This window comes from Pseudomonas sp. LBUM1649, from assembly GCF_059716155.1.
The window spans coordinates 1,223,751-1,241,968 of record NZ_CP166807.1 but is presented as its reverse complement, the minus strand read 5'-3'; the positions used below and the strand labels follow the sequence as shown (position 1 = coordinate 1,241,968).

Below are 18,218 nucleotides of genomic sequence, written 5' to 3'. Positions count from 1 at the left end.
ATTAGCGGGTGATGCCGCGGGTCGAGGACTGTATGGAGTCGCGGAACACCGCCACTTCCGGGAACTGAGCGGAGGATTCGGCCAATTCGGCGAGCGCTTGCTCAACCGTGAGACCCTGGCGATAGACCACCTTGTAGGCACGACGCAGGGCGTGGATCGCATCTTCACTGAAACCGCGACGGCGCATGCCTTCGAAGTTCATGCTGCGGGCTTCGGCCGGGTTGCCGAACACCGTGACATAGGCCGGGACGTCCTTGCCAATCGCCGTACCCATGCCGGAAAAGCTGTGGGCGCCGATGTTGCAATACTGGTGAACCAGGGTAAAACCGGACAGGATCGCCCAGTCTTCCACGTGCACGTGGCCGGCCAGCGCCGTGTTGTTGACCAGGATGCAGTGGTTGCCGATGACGCTGTCGTGACCGATGTGGGCGTAGGCCATGATCAGGTTGTGATCGCCCAGGGTCGTTTCCGAACGGTCCTGAATGGTCCCACGGTGAATCGTCACGCCTTCACGGATGACGTTGTAGTCACCCATCACCAGGCGGGTTTCCTCGCCTTTGTATTTCAGATCGGGCGTGTCCTCACCTACCGAGGAAAACTGGTAGATACGGTTGTGCTTACCGATTCGGGTCGGGCCCTTGAGAATCACATGCGGCCCGATCACGGTCCCCTCGCCGATTTCCACACCTGCGCCGATGATCGACCACGGGCCGACCTCGACGCCGTCAGCCAGAACGGCCGTCGGATCGATGATTGCGCGAGGGTCGATCAAACTCATAGTTTGCGTTCCGCGCAGATGATTTCAGCGGAGCAGACCGGCTTGCCATCGACCGAAGCCTGGCACTCGAACTTCCAGATCTGCCGCTTGCAGCTGATGAACTTCGCTTCAAGGATCAGCTGATCGCCCGGCAGTACAGGCTGGCGGAAGCGCAGCTTGTCGGAGCCGACGAAGTAATAAAGGGTGCCATCGGCCGGTTTCACGTCGAGCATTTTGAAACCAAGGATCCCGGCAGCCTGAGCCATCGCTTCGATGATCAGTACGCCCGGCATGATTGGATGCGCAGGAAAGTGACCATTGAAGAACGGCTCGTTGATGCTGACATTCTTGTAGGCGCGAATGCGCTTGCCTTCCACATCCAGATCCACGACCCGGTCCACAAGCAGGAACGGGTAACGGTGAGGCAGGTATTCGCGAATCTCGTTGATGTCCATCATTTCGGGGGGAAGCCTATGTAAAGATTGGGAGCGCGCGACCGACGCACACTCCGCTAGCAAATCAAGGACGCAGTCTAGCGGCTGTGCACACTTGATATGGAAATGGTATCAGCCATCTGATGAAGCATTACCGCCAGGGGTCACTTCCCCTGTTTGCTTTTCCAGCTGTCGCAGACGCCGCGCGATGTCATCGAGCTGACGGATACGTGCCGCGCTTTTGCGCCATTCGGCGGCTGGCTGCATCGCCGTACCGGAAGAATAGGCACCCGGCTCGGTAATCGAGTGGGTCACCATGGTCATACCAGTGATGAAAACGTTGTCGCAAATATCGATATGCCCCACCAGCCCTACGCCACCGGCGAGCATGCAGTGCTTGCCGATTTTGGTGCTGCCGGAGATCCCCACGCAGGCCGCCATGGCGGTGTGATCACCTACCTGAACGTTGTGGGCGATCTGAATCTGGTTGTCGAGCTTCACGCCGTTACCAATGACGGTATCGGCCAGCGCACCGCGGTCGATGGCGGTGTTAACGCCAATTTCCACGTCGTCGCCGACCAGCACACCACCGATCTGGGCGATTTTTTGCCAAATGCCTTTCTCGTTGGCAAAGCCAAAGCCTTCACCACCGAGCACGGCACCGGACTGAATCACCACCCGCTTGCCGACGCGCACGTCGTGATACAGCGTGACGCGCGGTGCAAGCCAGCCACCCTCGCCAACGACGCTACGGGCGCCAATGAAGCAGTGCGCACCCACGGTCGTACCGGCAGCAATATGCGCCCCGCTTTCGATGACCGCAAATGCACCGATACTCGCAGCTGGATCGACCACCGCATCCGCTGCAATCACTGCCGTAGGATGCACCCCGGCTGCCGCTTTGGGCTTGGGATCGAACAGGTGGGAAATACGCGCGTAAGCAGCATAAGGATCAGGCACCACCAACGCATCGCCGGCAAAACCTTCGGCGTCAGCGGCTTTGAGCAACAACGCTGCCGCCTGACTGCCTGCCAGGTATTTCCGGTATTGGGGGTTTGCGAGAAAGCTCAACTGAGCTGGGCCAGCCTCCTGCAAGGTGGCTAGCCCAGTAATTGCTTTCTCCGGGTCACCACGTAGCGTGGCGCCGAGGAACTCGGCCAACTGGCCGAGCTTAATGGTCACGGTCATGGATTACTTCAGCTGATTCATGCGCTCGATAACCTGGCGCGTGATGTCGTACTGAGGCTTGACATCAATCACTGCACCACGCTCGAAGACCAGGTCAAAAGCACCTTTCTTGATGACTTCTTCCACAGCGCTGTCCAGTTTCGGCTTGAGCTGCTTGAGCATTTCACGGTCGGCAACGGCTTTGGCTTCGTTCAGCTCCTTGGACTGGAACTGGAAGTCACGAGCCTTTTGCTTGAACTCAAGCTCCAGACGCTCACGCTCGCCTTGCTGCATTTTGTCGCCACCGGCCATCAGGCGATCCTGGATGCCCTTGGCGCTGCTTTCCAGCGTCTTGAGCTTGCTCAGCTGAGGACCGAATTTCTTCTCGGCATCCACGGCGTATTTCTTGGCCGCGTCGGATTCCAGCAGGGCCATCTGATAGTTCAGAACAGCGATTTTCATGTCGGCAAATGCCGGACCTGCTACCAGTACGGAAGCCAGGAGAACCAATTGAGTCAACTTACGCACGATGCACTCCTACAAAATCCATTGTCGTTATCTTGGGTCAGACGCTTAGAACGTCTGGCCGAGGGAGAATTGGAACACTTGAGTTTCAGCCTCATCCGGTTTCTTGACTGGCACGGCCAGCGCAAAACTCAGAGGACCCAGTGCGGTGACCCAGGTCACACCCACACCGACGGAACTGGCCATATTGCTCAGGCTGATGTCGTTGCACTTGGTGTTGGACTTCGAGCCATCGGCGTTCACAGTATCCGAGCACGATGAATCGAATACGTTACCCACATCCCAGAATACCGAAGTGCGCAGGGAACGCTGGTCCTTGACGAACGGCAGAGGGAACAGGACTTCCACACCACCCTGGATCAGCACGTTACCACCGAACGGCAGCGGATCCTGATCCGGGTCGAGCGCAGTGCCAGGGTTTTTGCCGGTACTTGGCGTACTGCGAGGACCCAGGGTGCTGTCCTTGAAGCCACGAACCGAGTTGAAACCACCAGCATAGTAGTTTTCATAGAATGGCAAGCCATCGGTCGAACCGTAACCATCGCCATAACCCAATTCGGTATGCAGGCGCATGGTGTAGTTGTCGCTCAACGGCTGGAACAACTGGCCACGGTAGTCGAGCTTGAAGAACGACAGGTCGCTGCCCGGTGTCGTGGTTTCCAGCACGAGGCTCTGGGAATGGCCACGGGTCGCCAGTACACCCTTGTTCAAGGTGGACTCGGACCAACCGGCCGAAGCCTTGAAGTTCAGGTACTTATCGCCTTCCTTGTTAACGAAGTCGAAGATTTCGTCAACGGTATACACACCCGTTTTGATCTCGTCCTGCTGGGCCGTCAGGCCGAAGGTCAGGCGCGAAGTCTCGCTGATCGGGTAGCCGACGCTCACGCCTGCACCCAGGCTGTCCACGGCATAGCTGGCAACGTCGACGTCGAGGTCGTCGTAGTCAGTTGTACGATAGAACGCGTTGTAACCCAGGCTCACGCCATCGGCAGTCCAGTAGGGGTCGACGTAACCAAAGTTGTAGCGGCTCTGGTATTCGCTGCGGGTCAAGCCGATGCTGACCTTGTTACCGGTACCGAGGAAGTTGTTCTGGGTGATCGAACCACCGAGGATCAGGCCCGCGCTCTGGGCGAAACCAACGCTGGCGGTAATCGAACCGGACGCCTGCTCTTCAACGCTGTAGTTGACGTCTACCTGGTCATCGACACCCGGTACGGCCGGGGTTTCAACGTTGACTTCCTTGAAGAAGCCCAAACGCTCCAGACGGGTCTTGGATTGGTCGATCAGGTAAGTCGACGCCCAGCCACCTTCCATCTGACGCATTTCACGACGCAGCACTTCGTCTTCGGACTTGGTGTTGCCACGGAAGTTGATGCGGTTCACATAGGCACGCTTGCCCGGGTCGACAGCGAAGGTGATGTCTACCGTGTGGTCGTCATCGTGGGGCTGAGGCACGCCGTTGACGTTGGCGAAGGTGTAACCCTCGTTACCCAGGCGACGGGTGATCAGCTCGGACGTGGTGGTCATCAGCTTGCGCGAGAACACTTGGCCTTTCTGCACCAGCAGCAGGGACTTGACCTGGTCTTCAGGGACTTTCAGGTCACCGCTCAGTTTCACGTCACGAACGGTGTACTTGTCACCTTCGTTGATGTTGACGGTGATGTAGACGTGCTTCTTGTCCGGCGTAATGGACACCTGGGTCGAAGCGATATCCATGTTGATGTAGCCGCGGTCCAGGTAGTAGGAACGCAGGCGCTCCAGGTCACCGGAGAGTTTTTCACGGGCGTACTTGTCATCGTTCTTGAAGAACGACAGCCAGTTGGTGGTCTTGAGTTCGAACAGGTCGATCAGGTCTTCATCAGGGAAGACCGTGTTGCCTACCACGTTGATGTGCTGGATAGCCGCAACGGTGCCTTCGTTGATGTTGACCTTCAAACCGACGCGGTTGCGCGGCTGCGGCACCACTTCGGTGTCGACGGTAGCCGAGTAGCGACCCTGGGCGACGTACTGGCGCTGCAGTTCGTTACGTACACCTTCGAGGGTGGCGCGCTGGAAGATCTCGCCTTCGGCCAGACCGGATTGCTTGAGGCCCTTCATCAGGTCTTCAGTGGAGATCGCCTTGTTGCCTTCGATCTCGATACTGGCGACCGACGGACGTTCGACTACCGTGATGACCAGGACGTTGCCATCGCGGCCCAGCTGGATATCTTGAAAGAACCCGGTTTTGAACAGCGCACGAGTGGATTCCACCAGGCGGCGATCATCCGCCTGTTCACCGACGTTCAACGGCAAAGCACCAAAGACACTACCCGCGGAGACCCGCTGGAGGCCATTGACGCGAATATCAGAGATAGTGAAGGACTCGGCGTGAACTTCGGCGATCATCAATACGGTGAGAACCGCAGTTAGCAGCAGACGTTTCATGAAGTCCTTTCTTATTCCAACTGGCAATAAACAAACTGCCGCAAAATGCGGCAGATTCGCAATTCAGCGAAGCGTTACAGTCGACCCAGATCATTGACCAGAGCAAGCAACATCACCCCAATCACCAAACTGATGCCGATCTGTATCCCCCAACCTTGCACCCGATCCGACAAGGGACGACCACGCGCCCACTCGATCAGATAAAACAACAAATGCCCCCCATCCAGCACAGGAATGGGCAGCAAATTCAGAACTCCCAGGCTAATACTCAGATAAGCAAGGAAATTCAGGAAATCAGCGACGCCCGACTGGGCCGAAGCGCCCGCCACTTTAGCAATGGTTATCGGTCCACTCAAGTTTTTTACCGAGAGCTCGCCGAACAACATTTTCTTCAACGAATCGAGGGTCAGCACGCTCATGGTCCAGGTGCGTCGAGCCCCTTCCCCCACGGCAGCCAACGGCCCGTAGCTGACTTCGCGAATCATCTCCGGTGGCCAATCGACCGCTTTTACCCCCGCCCCCAGGTAACCAGTAGGCGCCTTGCTTTCGCCACGGGCGGCCAACATCACAGGAACGTCGATTTGAGCACCGTCACGCTCGACCCGCAGCATGATTTTGGTATCAGGACGCATACGGACGGTATCGACGACCTGCTGCCAGTCATCCACCGCCTTGCCATCCAGCGCCAACAGCCGGTCACCGGTCTTCAGGCCAGCAGCCTTGGCCGGGCCTTTGGAATCCAGTTCAGCCAGCACGGGCGGCAATGCCGGGCGCCAGGGACGGATACCCAGGGAACGAATCGGATCCGGCTCATCAGCGCCCTTGAGCCACTTGTCCAGCACCAGCTCACGGGGCGAATCCACCGTGGATCCCTGCTCACGAACCAGTAGCTGCAGAGAACCGCTTTCACCCAGGCGCCGGATCAATTGCAGATTGACTGCAGCCCAGCCGGAAGTGGGTTCGCCGTCGATGGCAATGATTTCCTGGCCTGCGTTCAGGCCCGCCTTGGCCGCAAGGCTGCCAGACTCGACAGCGCCGATGACCGGGCGGACCTGCTCGGTGCCGAGCATCGCCAACGCCCAGAAAAACACCATCGCCAACAAAAAGTTTGCAATCGGCCCCGCCGCCACGATCGCAATGCGCTGGCGCACGGATTTACGGTTGAAGGATTGATCGAGCTGATCGGCCGGCACTTCACCTTCACGCTCGTCGAGCATTTTCACGTAGCCACCAAGCGGAATGGCAGCCACCACGAACTCAGTGCCCTTCTTGTCGTGCCAGCGCAGCAGCGGCATGCCGAAGCCCACGGAGAAACGCAGCACCTTGACCCCACAGCGACGCGCGACCCAGAAATGGCCGAACTCGTGGAAGGTAACCAGCACGCCCAAAGCGACCAGGGTGCCGACAATCATATAGAGCGCGCTCATCTATTTTCTCCGCATTTCTATCTAGTCCTGCATCCAGTGCTGCATGGGCCAGCGCATTGCAACACTTACCGCCCGTGACGACTCAACCATTGCTCGGCCAGCACGCGCGCCTTGGCGTCTGCCGTGAACACCGCCTCAAGATCATTGACTACAACCACAGGCTCGAGATTGAGTACTTCCTCGATGATACTCGCGATTTCCAGGTAACGAACCCGTCCATCGAGAAAGGCCGCGACAGCGACTTCATTTGCCGCATTCAACATCGCCGGAGCGCTGTTGCCCGCCTCGGCGGCCTGACGGGCCAGGCGCAGGCACGGGAATCGATCTTCATCAGGCGCCTGGAAGTCCAGACGCGCGACGGAAAACAGGTCCAGCGGCGGCACGCCTGAGTCAATTCGCTCTGGCCAGGCCAGCGCATTGGCGATCGGCGTACGCATGTCCGGATTACCCAATTGGGCCAATACCGAGCCATCGATGTAGTCGACCAGCGAATGAATCACACTTTGGGGGTGAATCACCACTTCAACCTGAGACGGCTTGGCATCGAACAGCCAGCAGGCCTCGATCAATTCAAGCCCTTTATTCATCATGCTGGCCGAATCGACCGAGATCTTGCGCCCCATGGACCAATTAGGGTGGGCACAGGCCTGCTCGGGCGAAACATGCGCCAACTCAGCCATGGGTGTCTGCCGGAACGGACCGCCAGAGGCGGTCAGCAGGATCCGGCGCACGCCGACCGCATCCAGGCCACGGGCAAAATCCCGGGGCATGCACTGGAAAATCGCGTTGTGCTCACTGTCGATCGGCAGCAATACCGACCCGCTTTTGCGCACGGCCTGCATGAACAATGCGCCGGACATGACCAGCGCTTCCTTATTGGCCAGGAGAATTTTCTTGCCGGCCTCGACGGCCGCCAGGGTCGGGCGCAAGCCCGCCGCACCGACGATGGCGGCCATGACCGCATCGACATCAGGGGCGGAAGCAACCTGACACAACCCCTCCTCCCCCACCAGAACGCGAGTCGACAGACCTGCCGCGTGCAGATCTTCCTGCAAGCCTCGGGCAGCAGCGGTTTCAGGCACCACGGCAAACCGTGGGGCGTGACGCACGCACAGCGCCAGCAGCTCGCTCAGGCGACTGTAACCGCTCAAGGCGAAAACCTGATAGCGCTCGGGGTGGCGGGCGATGACATCCAGGGTGCTCAAACCAATCGAACCCGTGGCCCCCAGGACAGTAATCTGCTGAGGACGGCTCACGGTGCAGCCATCCACAACAGCACTGCAAACACCGGGATCGCCGCGGTCAGACTGTCGATGCGGTCCAGCACGCCGCCATGCCCCGGCAGCAGATTGCTGCTGTCTTTGATCCCGGACTGGCGCTTGAACATGCTTTCGGTGAGATCACCCACCACCGAGACGAAAACGATCAGCGCGGCGCCGATCAACCCCTTGAACAATTGCGCCACTGTCCAGTCACGCACCAGGGCAACCAGGGTGGTGATCACCAGGCTCAAGGCCAGGCCGCCGTACACGCCTTCCCAGCTTTTGCCCGGGCTGACCTGCGGCGCCAGCTTGCGCTTGCCGAAAGCACGCCCGGAAAAATAAGCACCGATGTCGGCGCCCCAGACCAGCACCATCACCGCCATGATCAACCAGTTACCCAGCGGGTACTGCTTGATCTGTACCAGGCCTTGCCAGGCCGGCAACAGGATCAACAGGCCAATCGCCAGCTTGCAGGCGGCGCTCGCCCAATACTCGCTGGAGCGCGGGTAGGTCAGCACCAGATAGGTCGCAAGCGCCCACCAAAGCACCGAAGCACCCAGCACCCATGGCGCGAGGCCAGGCAGGATGTACATGACGAACAGCATCAAGGCGACGACGGCGGCATAGCCCACACGAAACGCTTGAGCGGTGAAACCGGCCAGGCGCGCCCATTCCCAGGCGCCCAGGGTCACGACCAGGCCGATGAACAGCGCAAAAGCGGAACCCTCCAGCAGAAAAAACCCACCCAGGGCAATCGGCAGCAGGATCAGCGCGGTGATGATTCGTTGTTTAAGCATTAAACCCGGGCTCCAGCCTCGACCTGCTCACTCGTTTTACCAAAGCGGCGCTGGCGAGATGCGAAATCGGCCAGCGCATTGCGCATGGCGTCGTGTTTGAAGTCCGGCCAGAACAGGTCGGAGAAGTACAACTCGGCGTAGGCCAGTTGCCACAGCAGGAAATTACTGATGCGATGTTCGCCACCGGTACGGATGCACAAGTCCGGCAACGGCAGATCGCCGGTGGCCAGACAGGTTTGCAGCAGTTGCGGGGTGATGTCCTCCGGACGCAGATGCCCGGCCTGGACTTCACGCGCCAGGCGTTGTGCGGCTTGTGCGATATCCCACTGACCGCCGTAGTTGGCGGCGATCTGCAGGACGAAGCGATTGGCGCCGGCCGTCATGGCTTCGGCTTCACGCATGGCAGCCTGAAGTTCCGGGTGGAAGCGCGAACGGTCGCCAATGATGCGCAAGCTGATGTTGTTGTCGTTGAGGCGCTTGGCCTCTCGACGCAACGCCTTGAAGAACAAATCCATCAAGGCACTGACTTCATCGGCAGGGCGCTGCCAGTTCTCACTGGAGAACGCGAACAAGGTCAAGACTTCGACCCCCGCCTCGGCGCACACCTCGATGACCGCGCGCACCGCATCCACACCCGCTTTATGCCCGGCGACACCCGGCATAAAGCGTTTTTTCGCCCAGCGATTATTACCATCCATGATGATCGCGACATGGCGCGGTACCGTGGACGTTGCAACCTGCTTGGTCTTTTCCATGAAAACGCGACCCTTATACGGCCATCAGGTCTTTTTCTTTCTGCGCCAGGTTCGCGTCGATTTGAGCCACGTACTTCTTGGTCAGATCATCGATTTCGCCGGTTGCGCGACGCTCTTCGTCTTCGCTGATTTCCTTTTCCTTGACCAGATCCTTCAGCGAGCTGTTGGCGTCACGACGGATGTTGCGCACGGCAACCCGGGCATCTTCAGCCACGTCACGCGCCTGCTTGGTGAAGCCCTTGCGGGTTTCCTCGGTCAGGGCCGGCATGGAGATCAGCAGCAACTCACCCAGGTTGGTCGGGTTGAGGTTCAGACCCGCACTGCCGATGGCCTTGTCGACGGCGCCCAGCATGTTGCGTTCAAAGGCAACGACTTGCAGGGTACGCGCGTCCTTGACGGTGATGTTCGCCACTTGCTTGATCGGGGTATCGGCACCGTAGTACGGAACCATCACACCTTCCAGGATGCTTGGATGCGCCTGGCCGGTACGGATACGACCGAAGTTGTGCGTCAGCGATTCCACGGACTTCTGCATGCGCTCTTGAGCGTCTTTCTTGATTTCGTTGATCATTGTTGGCCTTCCTCGATCAGGGTCCCTTCAGCGCCACCATGCACGATGTTCAGCAGGGCGCCGGGCTTGTTCATGTTAAATACGCGCAGCGGCATCTTGTGGTCGCGGCACAGGCAAATGGCCGTCAGATCCATCACGCCCAGCTTGCGATCCAGTACTTCATCGTAGGTCAGATGATCGAACTTCTCGGCATGCGGGTCTTTGAATGGGTCAGCGGTGTAGACGCCATCGACCTTGGTTGCCTTGAGCACGACATCGGCGTCGATTTCAATTGCACGCAGGCAAGCGGCCGAATCCGTGGTGAAGAACGGGTTGCCGGTGCCGGCCGCGAAAATCACCACATCCTTGGAATTCAGGTGGCGCATGGCCTTGCGGCGATCGTAGTGATCGGTCACGCCAACCATGGAAATGGCCGACATCACGATGGCCGAGATATTGGCACGTTCCAGCGCGTCGCGCATGGCCAGGGCGTTCATCACAGTGGCCAGCATGCCCATGTGGTCGCCCGTGACCCGGTCCATGCCGGCCTTGCTCAGCGCTTCGCCGCGGAACAGGTTGCCGCCGCCGATCACCAGACCGACCTGGACACCGATGCCGACCAGCTGGCCGACTTCCAGCGCCATGCGATCCAGAACTTTCGGGTCGATCCCGAACTCTTCCGAGCCCATCAGGGCCTCGCCGCTAAGCTTGAGTAGAATGCGTTTATAGCGAGCCTGATAACCACTGCCCTGCTGAGCCATTGCGAATCTCTCCTGCGGCGTATTTTAAAAATTCTTTGCGAGCTGTTTTCAGCTGGCGTTCACTCTAGCGTGGCGCTGCTTCAGCGCCATCGGAACATGGCTTTGTAAGCCAGTTCCAAATGGAAACCAATAAAAATTGGCAACCCATCTGAAAAGAGGCTGCGCGCGTGAGCGGGCAGCCTCTTCAGGGCGACAGTTAAAAACCTGTCTTATTGCTTGGCGGCAGCCAGCTGTGCAGCAACTTCTTCAGCGAAGTTGTCAACTGGCTTCTCGATGCCTTCGCCAACCTTGAAGTAGGTGAAGGAAACGATTTCAGCGCCGGCTTTCTTGGCCAGGTCGCCGACCTTGATTTCAGGGTTCTTCACGAACGCCTGCTCAACCAGGCTCGCTTCAGCCAGGAACTTGCTGATACGGCCTTTGACCATGTTTTCAACAATGTTTTCTGGCTTGCCGGCGATCTTGTCAGCGTTGAGGGTCAGGAACACGCCTTTCTCGCGCTCGATCGCTTCAGCGGAAACTTCCGATGGCAGCAGGAATTCAGGGTTGGTAGCCGCTACGTGCATAGCGATGTCTTTGGCCAGCTCAACGTCGCCGCCCTTGAGAACAACCGCAACACCAATCTTGTTGCCGTGCAGGTAGCCACCGACAACATCACCTTCAACGCGTGTCAGGCGACGGATGTTGACGTTTTCGCCAACCTTGCCGACCAGAACCAGGCGATCGGTTTCTTGAGCCTCGATCAGCGGAGCGACATCAGTCAGTTTGTCAGCGAACGCTTTTTCAACGCTGGCAGCAACAAATGCCTTGAAGTCGTCCTGCAGAGCCAGGAAGTCGGTCTGCGAGTTCACTTCCAGAAGAACAGCGGATTTACCGTCTTCCCTCAGAGCGATCGCGCCTTCAGCGGCAACGTTGCCCGCTTTCTTGGCAGCCTTGATGGCGCCCGAAGCACGCATGTCATCAATGGCTTGCTCGATGTCGCCGCCAGCCTTGGTCAAGGCCTTTTTGCAGTCCATCATGCCTTCGCCAGTACGCTCGCGCAGTTCTTTGACCAACGCTGCAGTAATCTCTGCCATTTCAAAATTCCTCTTGGATAGGTTATCAACCATTCCACCCGATCGAACGGGCGTTCAATTCTTCCCGAACCACCCTTGTTAGCTGCCGCACGTTACAGATAGAGCAGTGGGCGCCGACAAACGGTTTTCGAGGTGGCAAAAAGGGGGCCAAGCCCCCTTTTTGCTTACTGAGTCAACGCCAGGGCGTCAATTACTCAGCTGCAGCTGCCGGAGCTTCTTCAACGAACTGCTCGGTGCCGCCAGCAACGTGGTTGCGACCACGGATAACAGCGTCAGCCATCGAACCCATGTACAGCTGGATAGCGCGGATTGCGTCATCGTTGCCTGGGATGATGTAGTCAACGCCTTCCGGGCTGCTGTTGGTATCGACTACGCCGATAACCGGGATGCCCAGCTTGTTGGCTTCGGTGATCGCGATGCGCTCGTGATCAACGTCGATAACGAACAGAGCGTCTGGCAGACCGCCCATGTCCTTGATACCACCCAGGGAACGATCCAGCTTTTCCAGGTCACGGGAGCGCATCAGCGCTTCTTTCTTGGTCAGCTTGGCGAAAGTACCGTCTTCGGCTTGGACTTCAAGGTCACGCAGACGCTTGATGGAAGCACGGATGGTCTTGAAGTTGGTCAGCATGCCGCCCAACCAGCGGTGATCGACGTACGGCGAACCGCAACGTGCTGCTTCTTCAGCAACGATCTTGCCAGCGGAACGCTTGGTGCCGACGAACAGAATCTTGTTTTTGCCCTGGGCCAGGCGCTCTACGAAAGTCAGAGCTTCGTTGAACATTGGCAGGGTTTTTTCAAGGTTGATGATGTGGATCTTGTTACGCGCGCCGAAAATGTATTTACCCATTTTCGGGTTCCAGTAACGGGTCTGGTGACCGAAGTGCACACCGGCCTTCAGCATATCGCGCATGTTGACTTGGGACATGATAGTTCCTTAATAAGTCGGGTTTGGCCTCCACGTATCCCAATGACCAACCACCAGCATTTCGCTTGCGGCACCCAGGTCATCGTGTCGACACGTGTGTGGATTTAGGCTTTTCGGGGCATCCCCGGAAAGCGGCGCATTTTATATCACAAGGCGGGAAAAAACGGAACCCGGATTCTGAAATCGAGGCGAACGCACAACGCCACCCCTTGGAATCCGCCCAGAATGCACCATTCTATAGAGAGAAGCGATGCACAGAGCCGCGGATTTGCGCTGATCGTCTGTTAGAATCGCGTTTTTCAGGGCTGCGAAGATCGATTGCGCAACGCCCTTTTCGTCAAGAAAGCGCCATCGAGCGCAGAGAGAGCCTGTATGACCGTCACCCTCAAAACCCCCGAGGACATCGCAAAAATGCGCGTCGCCGGCAAACTGGCCGCCGATGTGCTGGAAATGATTGCCGAATATGTCAAGCCAGGCGTTACCACCGATCAACTGAACCAGATCTGTCACGACTATATCGTCAACGAACAGAAGGCCATCCCTGCCCCGCTGAACTACAAGGGCTATCCAAAGTCGATCTGCACCTCGATCAACCACGTTGTCTGCCACGGCATCCCGAACGACAAGCCGCTCAAGGATGGCGACACCCTGAACATCGACGTCACCGTCATCAAGGACGGCTACCACGGCGACACCAGCCGCATGTTCCACATCGGCAGTGTGCCTGTCTGGGCCGAGCGCCTGTCGCAAGTGACCCAGGAATGCATGTACAAGGCGATTGAAATCGTCAAGCCCGGCTGCCGCCTGGGCGACATCGGTGAAATCATCCAGAAACACGCCGAGAAAAACGGCTTTTCGGTGGTTCGCGAGTTCTGCGGCCACGGCATCGGCAAGGTGTTCCATGAAGAGCCGCAGATCCTGCACTACGGCCGCGCCGGTACCGGCATGGAACTGAAGGCCGGCATGACCTTCACCATCGAGCCGATGATCAACCAGGGCCGCGCCGACACCAAGGTGCTGGGCGATGGCTGGACTGCGATCACCAAGGACCGCAAGCTGTCGGCCCAGTGGGAGCACACCCTGCTGGTGACCGAAACCGGCTACGAGATCTTCACCCTGCGCAGCGATGACACCATCCCCCGCGTTTCGGCCTGATTCAGTCACTGTACCCAGCCTATAGAAAGGAAAGCCAATCAATGCCGCAGGTGGATCCCGAACTCTTCGATCGCGGCCAGTTCCAGGCTGAACTGGCACTGAAGGCCAGCCCGATCGCGGCCTTCAAGAAGGCGATCCGCCAGGCTCGCGAAGTGCTCGACGGGCGCTTTCGCAGCGGCCGGGACATTCGCCGATTGATCGAGGACCGTGCCTGGTTCGTCGATAACATCCTGCAAAAGGCCTGGGAACAGTTCAACTGGAGTGAAGACGCCGACATCGCGCTGGTTGCGGTCGGCGGCTACGGTCGTGGTGAACTGCACCCTTACTCCGACATCGACCTGCTGATCCTGCTGGACAGCGCCGACCACGAAGTTTTTCGCGATTCCATCGAGCGTTTCCTGACGCTGCTGTGGGACATCGGCCTGGAAGTCGGCCAGAGCGTTCGCTCGGTCGACGAGTGCGCACAGGAGGCCCGCGCTGACCTGACGGTAGTCACCAATCTGATGGAAAGCCGCACCATCTGCGGCCCCGAGCGCTTGCGCCAGCGCATGCTGGATGTCACCAGCACGGCGCACATGTGGCCAAGCAAGGACTTCTTCCTGGCCAAGCGCGCCGAACAGAAAGCCCGTCACCACAAGTACAACGACACCGAATACAACCTGGAACCCAACGTCAAGGGCTCGCCCGGCGGCCTGCGGGATATCCAGACGATTCTCTGGGTGGCCCGTCGCGAGTACGGCACCTTGAACCTGCGGGCACTGGCCGGCGAAGGTTTCCTGGTAGAAAGCGAAAACGCCCTGCTGGCCTCCTCCCAGGAGTTCCTGTGGAAAGTCCGTTACGCGCTGCACATGCTCGCCGGACGCTCCGAAGACCGCCTGCTGTTCGATCACCAGCGCACCATTGCCGGGCTGCTGGGGTTTGAAGGGGACGACGCCAAGCAAGCCGTCGAGAACTTCATGCAGCAGTATTTCCGCGTGGTCATGAGCATTGCCCAGCTCAGCGACCTGATCATCCAGCACTTCGAGGAAGTCATCCTCGCGCCGGAGGATGCGACACCGCCGCAGCCGGTCAATTCGCGATTCCAGCTGCACGACGGCTACATCGAGGCGCGTAACGACAATGTGTTCCGTCGCACGCCGTTTGCCATGCTCGAGATTTTCGTGCTGATGGCCCAGCAACCGGAAATCAAGGGTGTGCGCGCCGACACCATTCGTCTGCTGCGCGAGAATCGGCACCTGATCAACGATGACTTCCGCAACGATATACGCAACACCAGCCTGTTCATCGAGCTGTTCAAATGCAAGATCGGCATCCACCGCAACCTGCGCCGGATGAACCGCTACGGCATTCTCGGGCGTTATCTGCCGGAATTCGGTTTCATCGTCGGCCAGATGCAGCACGACCTGTTCCACATCTATACGGTTGACGCCCACACCCTGAACCTGATCAAGCACCTGCGTAAGCTGCAGTACACGCAGGTCTCGGAAAAATTCCCGTTGGCCAGCAAGCTCATGGCCAAGCTGCCCAAGCCTGAACTGATCTACCTGGCCGGCCTGTACCACGACATCGGCAAGGGCCGGCATGGCGATCACTCGGAAATCGGCGCCGTGGACGCTGAAGCCTTCTGCCAGCGCCATCAACTGCCGGTGTGGGACAGCCGCCTGATCGTCTGGCTGGTGCAAAACCATCTGGTGATGTCGACCACGGCCCAGCGCAAGGATTTGTCCGATCCGCAGGTGATCCATGATTTCGCGCAGACAGTGGGCGACGAAACCCGCCTCGACTACCTGTACGTGCTGACGGTCGCCGACATCAACGCCACTAACCCGACACTGTGGAACTCCTGGCGGGCCAGCCTGCTGCGCCAGCTCTACACCGAAACCAAGCGCGCCCTGCGTCGTGGCCTGGAAAACCCGGTGGACCGCGAAGAACAGATCCGTCAGACCCAGAGCGCCGCGCTGGACATCCTGGTGCGCGGCGGCACCGACCCGGATGACGTCGAGCAATTGTGGGCGCAATTGGGGGATGACTATTTCCTGCGCCATACCGCCGGCGACGTCGCCTGGCACAGCGAGGCGATCCTCCAGCAGCCGGCCGACGGCGGGCCGCTGGTGCTGATCAAGGAAACCACCCAACGCGAGTTCGAGGGTGGCACGCAGATCTTCATCTACGCACCGGACCAGCACGATTTCTTCGCCGTGACCGTGGCCGCGATGGACCAGCTCAACCTGAACATCCATGACGCCCGGGTCATCACCTCCAGCAGCCAGTTCACCCTCGACACCTACATTGTGCTCGACACCGACGGCGACTCGATCGGTGATAACCCGGTGCGGGTCAAGCAGATCCGTGACGGCCTGGCCGAAGCCCTGCGCAATCCGGACGATTACCCGACCATCATCCAGCGTCGAGTGCCGCGCCAGCTCAAGCATTTCGCCTTTGCGCCACAGGTGACGATCCACAACGACGCCCAGCGTCAGGTGACCGTACTGGAACTGACCGCCCCCGACCGCCCTGGCCTGCTGGCGCGGGTCGGCACGATCTTCCTGGAGTTCGACCTGTCGCTGCAGAACGCCAAGATCGCTACCCTCGGCGAGCGGGTGGAAGACGTGTTCTTCATCACCGACGCGAACAACCAACCATTGTCCGACCCGCTGCTGTGCAGTCGTTTGCAGGATGCAATCGTCGAACAACTGAGCGTCAACCAGGAACCCGATATCAAACTCTCGCGCATCAGTATCTGAGTTAAACAATTTTCCCCTGTGGGATACGAATACTTGTGGTGAGGGGATTTAGCGAAACGTCGCACCGCCCCGACGGGTCGCGCAGCGGCCCTAAAACCTGCAACAGTGGTGTGCCAGTCACACCGCATAACATGGTTTACGACTGCTCCGCAGCCGAACGGGGATAAATCCCCTCACCACAGGGCTCGCTCCAACATTGAATGAGGCCCCCATGAACAACGCTCTGACCCAGCTCCAGCCCTACCCGTTCGAGAAGCTCCGCGCCCTGCTTGGCAGCGTCACGCCTAACCCGGACAAGCGTCCTATCGCGTTATCCATCGGTGAGCCGAAGCACCGTTCGCCAAGCTTCGTCGCCGAGGCCCTGGCCAGCAATCTCGACCAGATGGCGGTGTACCCGACTACCCTCGGCATCCCGGCGCTGCGTGAGGCCATTGCGGCTTGGTGTGAACGTCGTTTCAACGTCCCGAACGGCTGGATCGACCCGGCGCGCAACGTGCTGCCGGTCAACGGTACCCGTGAAGCGCTGTTCGCCTTCACCCAGACCGTGGTCAATCGTGGCGACGACGCGCTGGTGGTCAGCCCGAATCCCTTCTATCAGATCTACGAAGGCGCGGCGTTCCTCGCCGGGGCCAAGCCGCATTACCTGCCGTGCCTGGACGAAAACGGCTTCAACCCGGACTTCGATGCCGTTTCCCCGGACATCTGGAAACGCTGCCAGATCCTGTTCCTGTGCTCGCCAGGCAACCCGACCGGCGCGTTGATCCCGGTCGAGACCCTGAAAAAGCTGATCGCCCTGGCTGACGAACATGACTTCGTGATCGCCGCGGACGAGTGCTACAGCGAACTCTACTTCGACGAACAAACCCCGCCAGCGGGCCTGCTCAGCGCCTGCGCGGAACTGGGCCGCAAGGACTTCAAGCGCTGCGTGGTGTTCCACAGCCTGTCCAAGCGCTCCAACCTGCCGGGACTGCGTTCCGGTTTTGTTGCCGGTGATGCGCAGATCCTCAAAGGCTTCCTGCTATACCGCACTTACCACGGCTGCGCGATGCCGGTTCAGACTCAACTGGCCAGCGTCGCCGCGTGGAATGACGAAGTGCATGTGCGCGCCAACCGATCGTTGTATCGCGAGAAGTATGACGCGGTGCTGGAAATCCTCGGCCCGGTGATGGACGTGCAGCGCCCGGATGGCGGTTTTTACCTGTGGCCGAATGTTGAAGGTGATGACGAGGCATTCTGCCGCGATCTGTTCGTCGAAGAACATGTGACCGTGGTGCCTGGCTCTTATCTGTCCCGTGATGTTGACGGCGCGAATCCGGGTGCCGGCCGGGTGCGCATGGCGCTGGTTGCGCCACTGGCTGAATGTGTAGAAGCGGCAGAACGCATCCGCAACTTCATAACTCGCCACAAGTAAAACGAAACTTGCCTGCACTGTGCAACGCAGTGCAGGCTTTAAGCCCCT

At 59.0% G+C, this 18,218-nt stretch carries 16 protein-coding genes; 3 read left to right on the top strand and 13 right to left on the bottom strand.

What is annotated here, in order from left to right; all coding sequences use genetic code 11:
• Position 1 precedes the first annotated feature (1 nt).
• From lpxA to rpsB, 13 genes are all read right to left on the bottom strand, one after another.
• Positions 2-778: an acyl-ACP--UDP-N-acetylglucosamine O-acyltransferase gene (gene lpxA / locus ACA058_RS05580; RefSeq protein ID WP_497638206.1), complete on the bottom strand. Its 777-nt coding sequence runs from the start codon at positions 776-778 to the stop codon at positions 2-4.
• Positions 775-1,215, bottom strand: a complete 441-nt coding sequence (gene fabZ, locus ACA058_RS05575) for a 3-hydroxyacyl-ACP dehydratase FabZ (protein ID WP_007940511.1) — start codon at positions 1,213-1,215, stop codon at positions 775-777. The genes lpxA and fabZ overlap by 4 nt, the downstream gene beginning before the upstream one ends.
• A gap of 108 nt (positions 1,216-1,323) precedes the next feature.
• Entirely contained in the window at positions 1,324-2,379 is a 1,056-nt protein-coding gene (gene lpxD / locus ACA058_RS05570) for a UDP-3-O-(3-hydroxymyristoyl)glucosamine N-acyltransferase (RefSeq protein ID WP_497638205.1), read from the bottom strand.
• Between the two features lie 3 nt (positions 2,380-2,382).
• Positions 2,383-2,886, bottom strand: a complete 504-nt coding sequence (locus ACA058_RS05565; protein WP_008057318.1) for an OmpH/Skp family outer membrane protein — start codon at positions 2,884-2,886, stop codon at positions 2,383-2,385.
• Positions 2,887-2,931: 45 nt separating this feature from the next.
• Positions 2,932-5,307 carry an outer membrane protein assembly factor BamA gene (bamA, locus tag ACA058_RS05560; protein WP_497638204.1) on the bottom strand — a complete coding sequence of 792 codons (2,376 nt, stop codon included), beginning with the start codon at positions 5,305-5,307 and terminating at the stop codon, positions 2,932-2,934.
• A 74-nt stretch (positions 5,308-5,381) separates the two neighbouring features.
• Positions 5,382-6,734: an RIP metalloprotease RseP gene (gene rseP / locus ACA058_RS05555; protein WP_497638203.1), complete on the bottom strand. Its 1,353-nt coding sequence runs from the start codon at positions 6,732-6,734 to the stop codon at positions 5,382-5,384.
• A 65-nt stretch (positions 6,735-6,799) separates the two neighbouring features.
• Positions 6,800-7,990, bottom strand: a complete 1,191-nt coding sequence (ispC, locus tag ACA058_RS05550; RefSeq protein WP_497638202.1) for a 1-deoxy-D-xylulose-5-phosphate reductoisomerase — start codon at positions 7,988-7,990, stop codon at positions 6,800-6,802.
• A complete protein-coding gene (locus ACA058_RS05545; protein ID WP_497638201.1) occupies positions 7,987-8,793 on the bottom strand; it encodes a phosphatidate cytidylyltransferase in 807 nt (268 codons plus the stop codon). Before ACA058_RS05545 ends, ispC begins: the two co-directional genes overlap by 4 nt.
• Positions 8,793-9,548 carry a polyprenyl diphosphate synthase gene (gene uppS / locus ACA058_RS05540; protein ID WP_497638200.1) on the bottom strand — a complete coding sequence of 252 codons (756 nt, stop codon included), beginning with the start codon at positions 9,546-9,548 and terminating at the stop codon, positions 8,793-8,795. Before uppS ends, ACA058_RS05545 begins: the two co-directional genes overlap by 1 nt.
• 13 nt (positions 9,549-9,561) lie before the next feature.
• Positions 9,562-10,119 (bottom strand): ribosome recycling factor, encoded by a 558-nt coding sequence (gene frr / locus ACA058_RS05535; RefSeq protein WP_497638199.1) that lies wholly within the window; start codon positions 10,117-10,119, stop codon positions 9,562-9,564.
• The gene (gene pyrH, locus ACA058_RS05530; protein ID WP_003222124.1) at positions 10,116-10,859 is read right to left on the bottom strand and encodes a UMP kinase; all 744 of its coding nucleotides are present in this window, start codon (positions 10,857-10,859) and stop codon (positions 10,116-10,118) included. The genes frr and pyrH overlap by 4 nt, the downstream gene beginning before the upstream one ends.
• Positions 10,860-11,068: 209 nt before the next feature.
• Positions 11,069-11,932 carry a translation elongation factor Ts gene (gene tsf / locus ACA058_RS05525; protein WP_497638198.1) on the bottom strand — a complete coding sequence of 288 codons (864 nt, stop codon included), beginning with the start codon at positions 11,930-11,932 and terminating at the stop codon, positions 11,069-11,071.
• 190 nt (positions 11,933-12,122) lie between these two features.
• The gene (rpsB, locus tag ACA058_RS05520) at positions 12,123-12,860 is read right to left on the bottom strand and encodes a 30S ribosomal protein S2 (RefSeq protein ID WP_008028964.1); all 738 of its coding nucleotides are present in this window, start codon (positions 12,858-12,860) and stop codon (positions 12,123-12,125) included.
• 372 nt (positions 12,861-13,232) lie between these two features.
• Here rpsB and map point away from each other — a divergent pair, with 372 nt between their 5' ends.
• The 3 genes from map (at position 13,233) to dapC (ending at position 18,170) form a co-directional block, all read left to right on the top strand.
• Positions 13,233-14,015 carry a type I methionyl aminopeptidase gene (map, locus tag ACA058_RS05515; RefSeq protein ID WP_497638197.1) on the top strand — a complete coding sequence of 261 codons (783 nt, stop codon included), beginning with the start codon at positions 13,233-13,235 and terminating at the stop codon, positions 14,013-14,015.
• Positions 14,016-14,056: 41 nt separating this feature from the next.
• A complete protein-coding gene (locus ACA058_RS05510; RefSeq protein WP_497638196.1) occupies positions 14,057-16,759 on the top strand; it encodes a [protein-PII] uridylyltransferase in 2,703 nt (900 codons plus the stop codon).
• Between the two features lie 211 nt (positions 16,760-16,970).
• Positions 16,971-18,170: a succinyldiaminopimelate transaminase gene (gene dapC, locus ACA058_RS05505; protein ID WP_497638195.1), complete on the top strand. Its 1,200-nt coding sequence runs from the start codon at positions 16,971-16,973 to the stop codon at positions 18,168-18,170.
• The last annotated feature ends 48 nt before the right edge of the window (positions 18,171-18,218 follow it).

What these genes read in the sequence shown, in the direction of transcription:
- lpxA (WP_497638206.1), bottom strand. Translation starts at nt 778, where the DNA reads ATGAGTTTGATCGACCCTCGCGCAATCATCGATCCGACGGCCGTTCTG.
- fabZ (WP_007940511.1), bottom strand. Translation starts at nt 1,215, where the DNA reads ATGATGGACATCAACGAGATTCGCGAATACCTGCCTCACCGTTACCCG.
- lpxD (WP_497638205.1), bottom strand. Translation starts at nt 2,379, where the DNA reads ATGACCGTGACCATTAAGCTCGGCCAGTTGGCCGAGTTCCTCGGCGCC.
- bamA (WP_497638204.1), bottom strand. Translation starts at nt 5,307, where the DNA reads ATGAAACGTCTGCTGCTAACTGCGGTTCTCACCGTATTGATGATCGCC.
- rseP (WP_497638203.1), bottom strand. Translation starts at nt 6,734, where the DNA reads ATGAGCGCGCTCTATATGATTGTCGGCACCCTGGTCGCTTTGGGCGTG.
- ACA058_RS05545 (WP_497638201.1), bottom strand. Translation starts at nt 8,793, where the DNA reads ATGCTTAAACAACGAATCATCACCGCGCTGATCCTGCTGCCGATTGCC.
- uppS (WP_497638200.1), bottom strand. Translation starts at nt 9,548, where the DNA reads ATGGAAAAGACCAAGCAGGTTGCAACGTCCACGGTACCGCGCCATGTC.
- frr (WP_497638199.1), bottom strand. Translation starts at nt 10,119, where the DNA reads ATGATCAACGAAATCAAGAAAGACGCTCAAGAGCGCATGCAGAAGTCC.
- pyrH (WP_003222124.1), bottom strand. Translation starts at nt 10,859, where the DNA reads ATGGCTCAGCAGGGCAGTGGTTATCAGGCTCGCTATAAACGCATTCTA.
- tsf (WP_497638198.1), bottom strand. Translation starts at nt 11,932, where the DNA reads ATGGCAGAGATTACTGCAGCGTTGGTCAAAGAACTGCGCGAGCGTACT.
- rpsB (WP_008028964.1), bottom strand. Translation starts at nt 12,860, where the DNA reads ATGTCCCAAGTCAACATGCGCGATATGCTGAAGGCCGGTGTGCACTTC.
- map (WP_497638197.1), top strand. Translation starts at nt 13,233, where the DNA reads ATGACCGTCACCCTCAAAACCCCCGAGGACATCGCAAAAATGCGCGTC.
- ACA058_RS05510 (WP_497638196.1), top strand. Translation starts at nt 14,057, where the DNA reads ATGCCGCAGGTGGATCCCGAACTCTTCGATCGCGGCCAGTTCCAGGCT.
- dapC (WP_497638195.1), top strand. Translation starts at nt 16,971, where the DNA reads ATGAACAACGCTCTGACCCAGCTCCAGCCCTACCCGTTCGAGAAGCTC.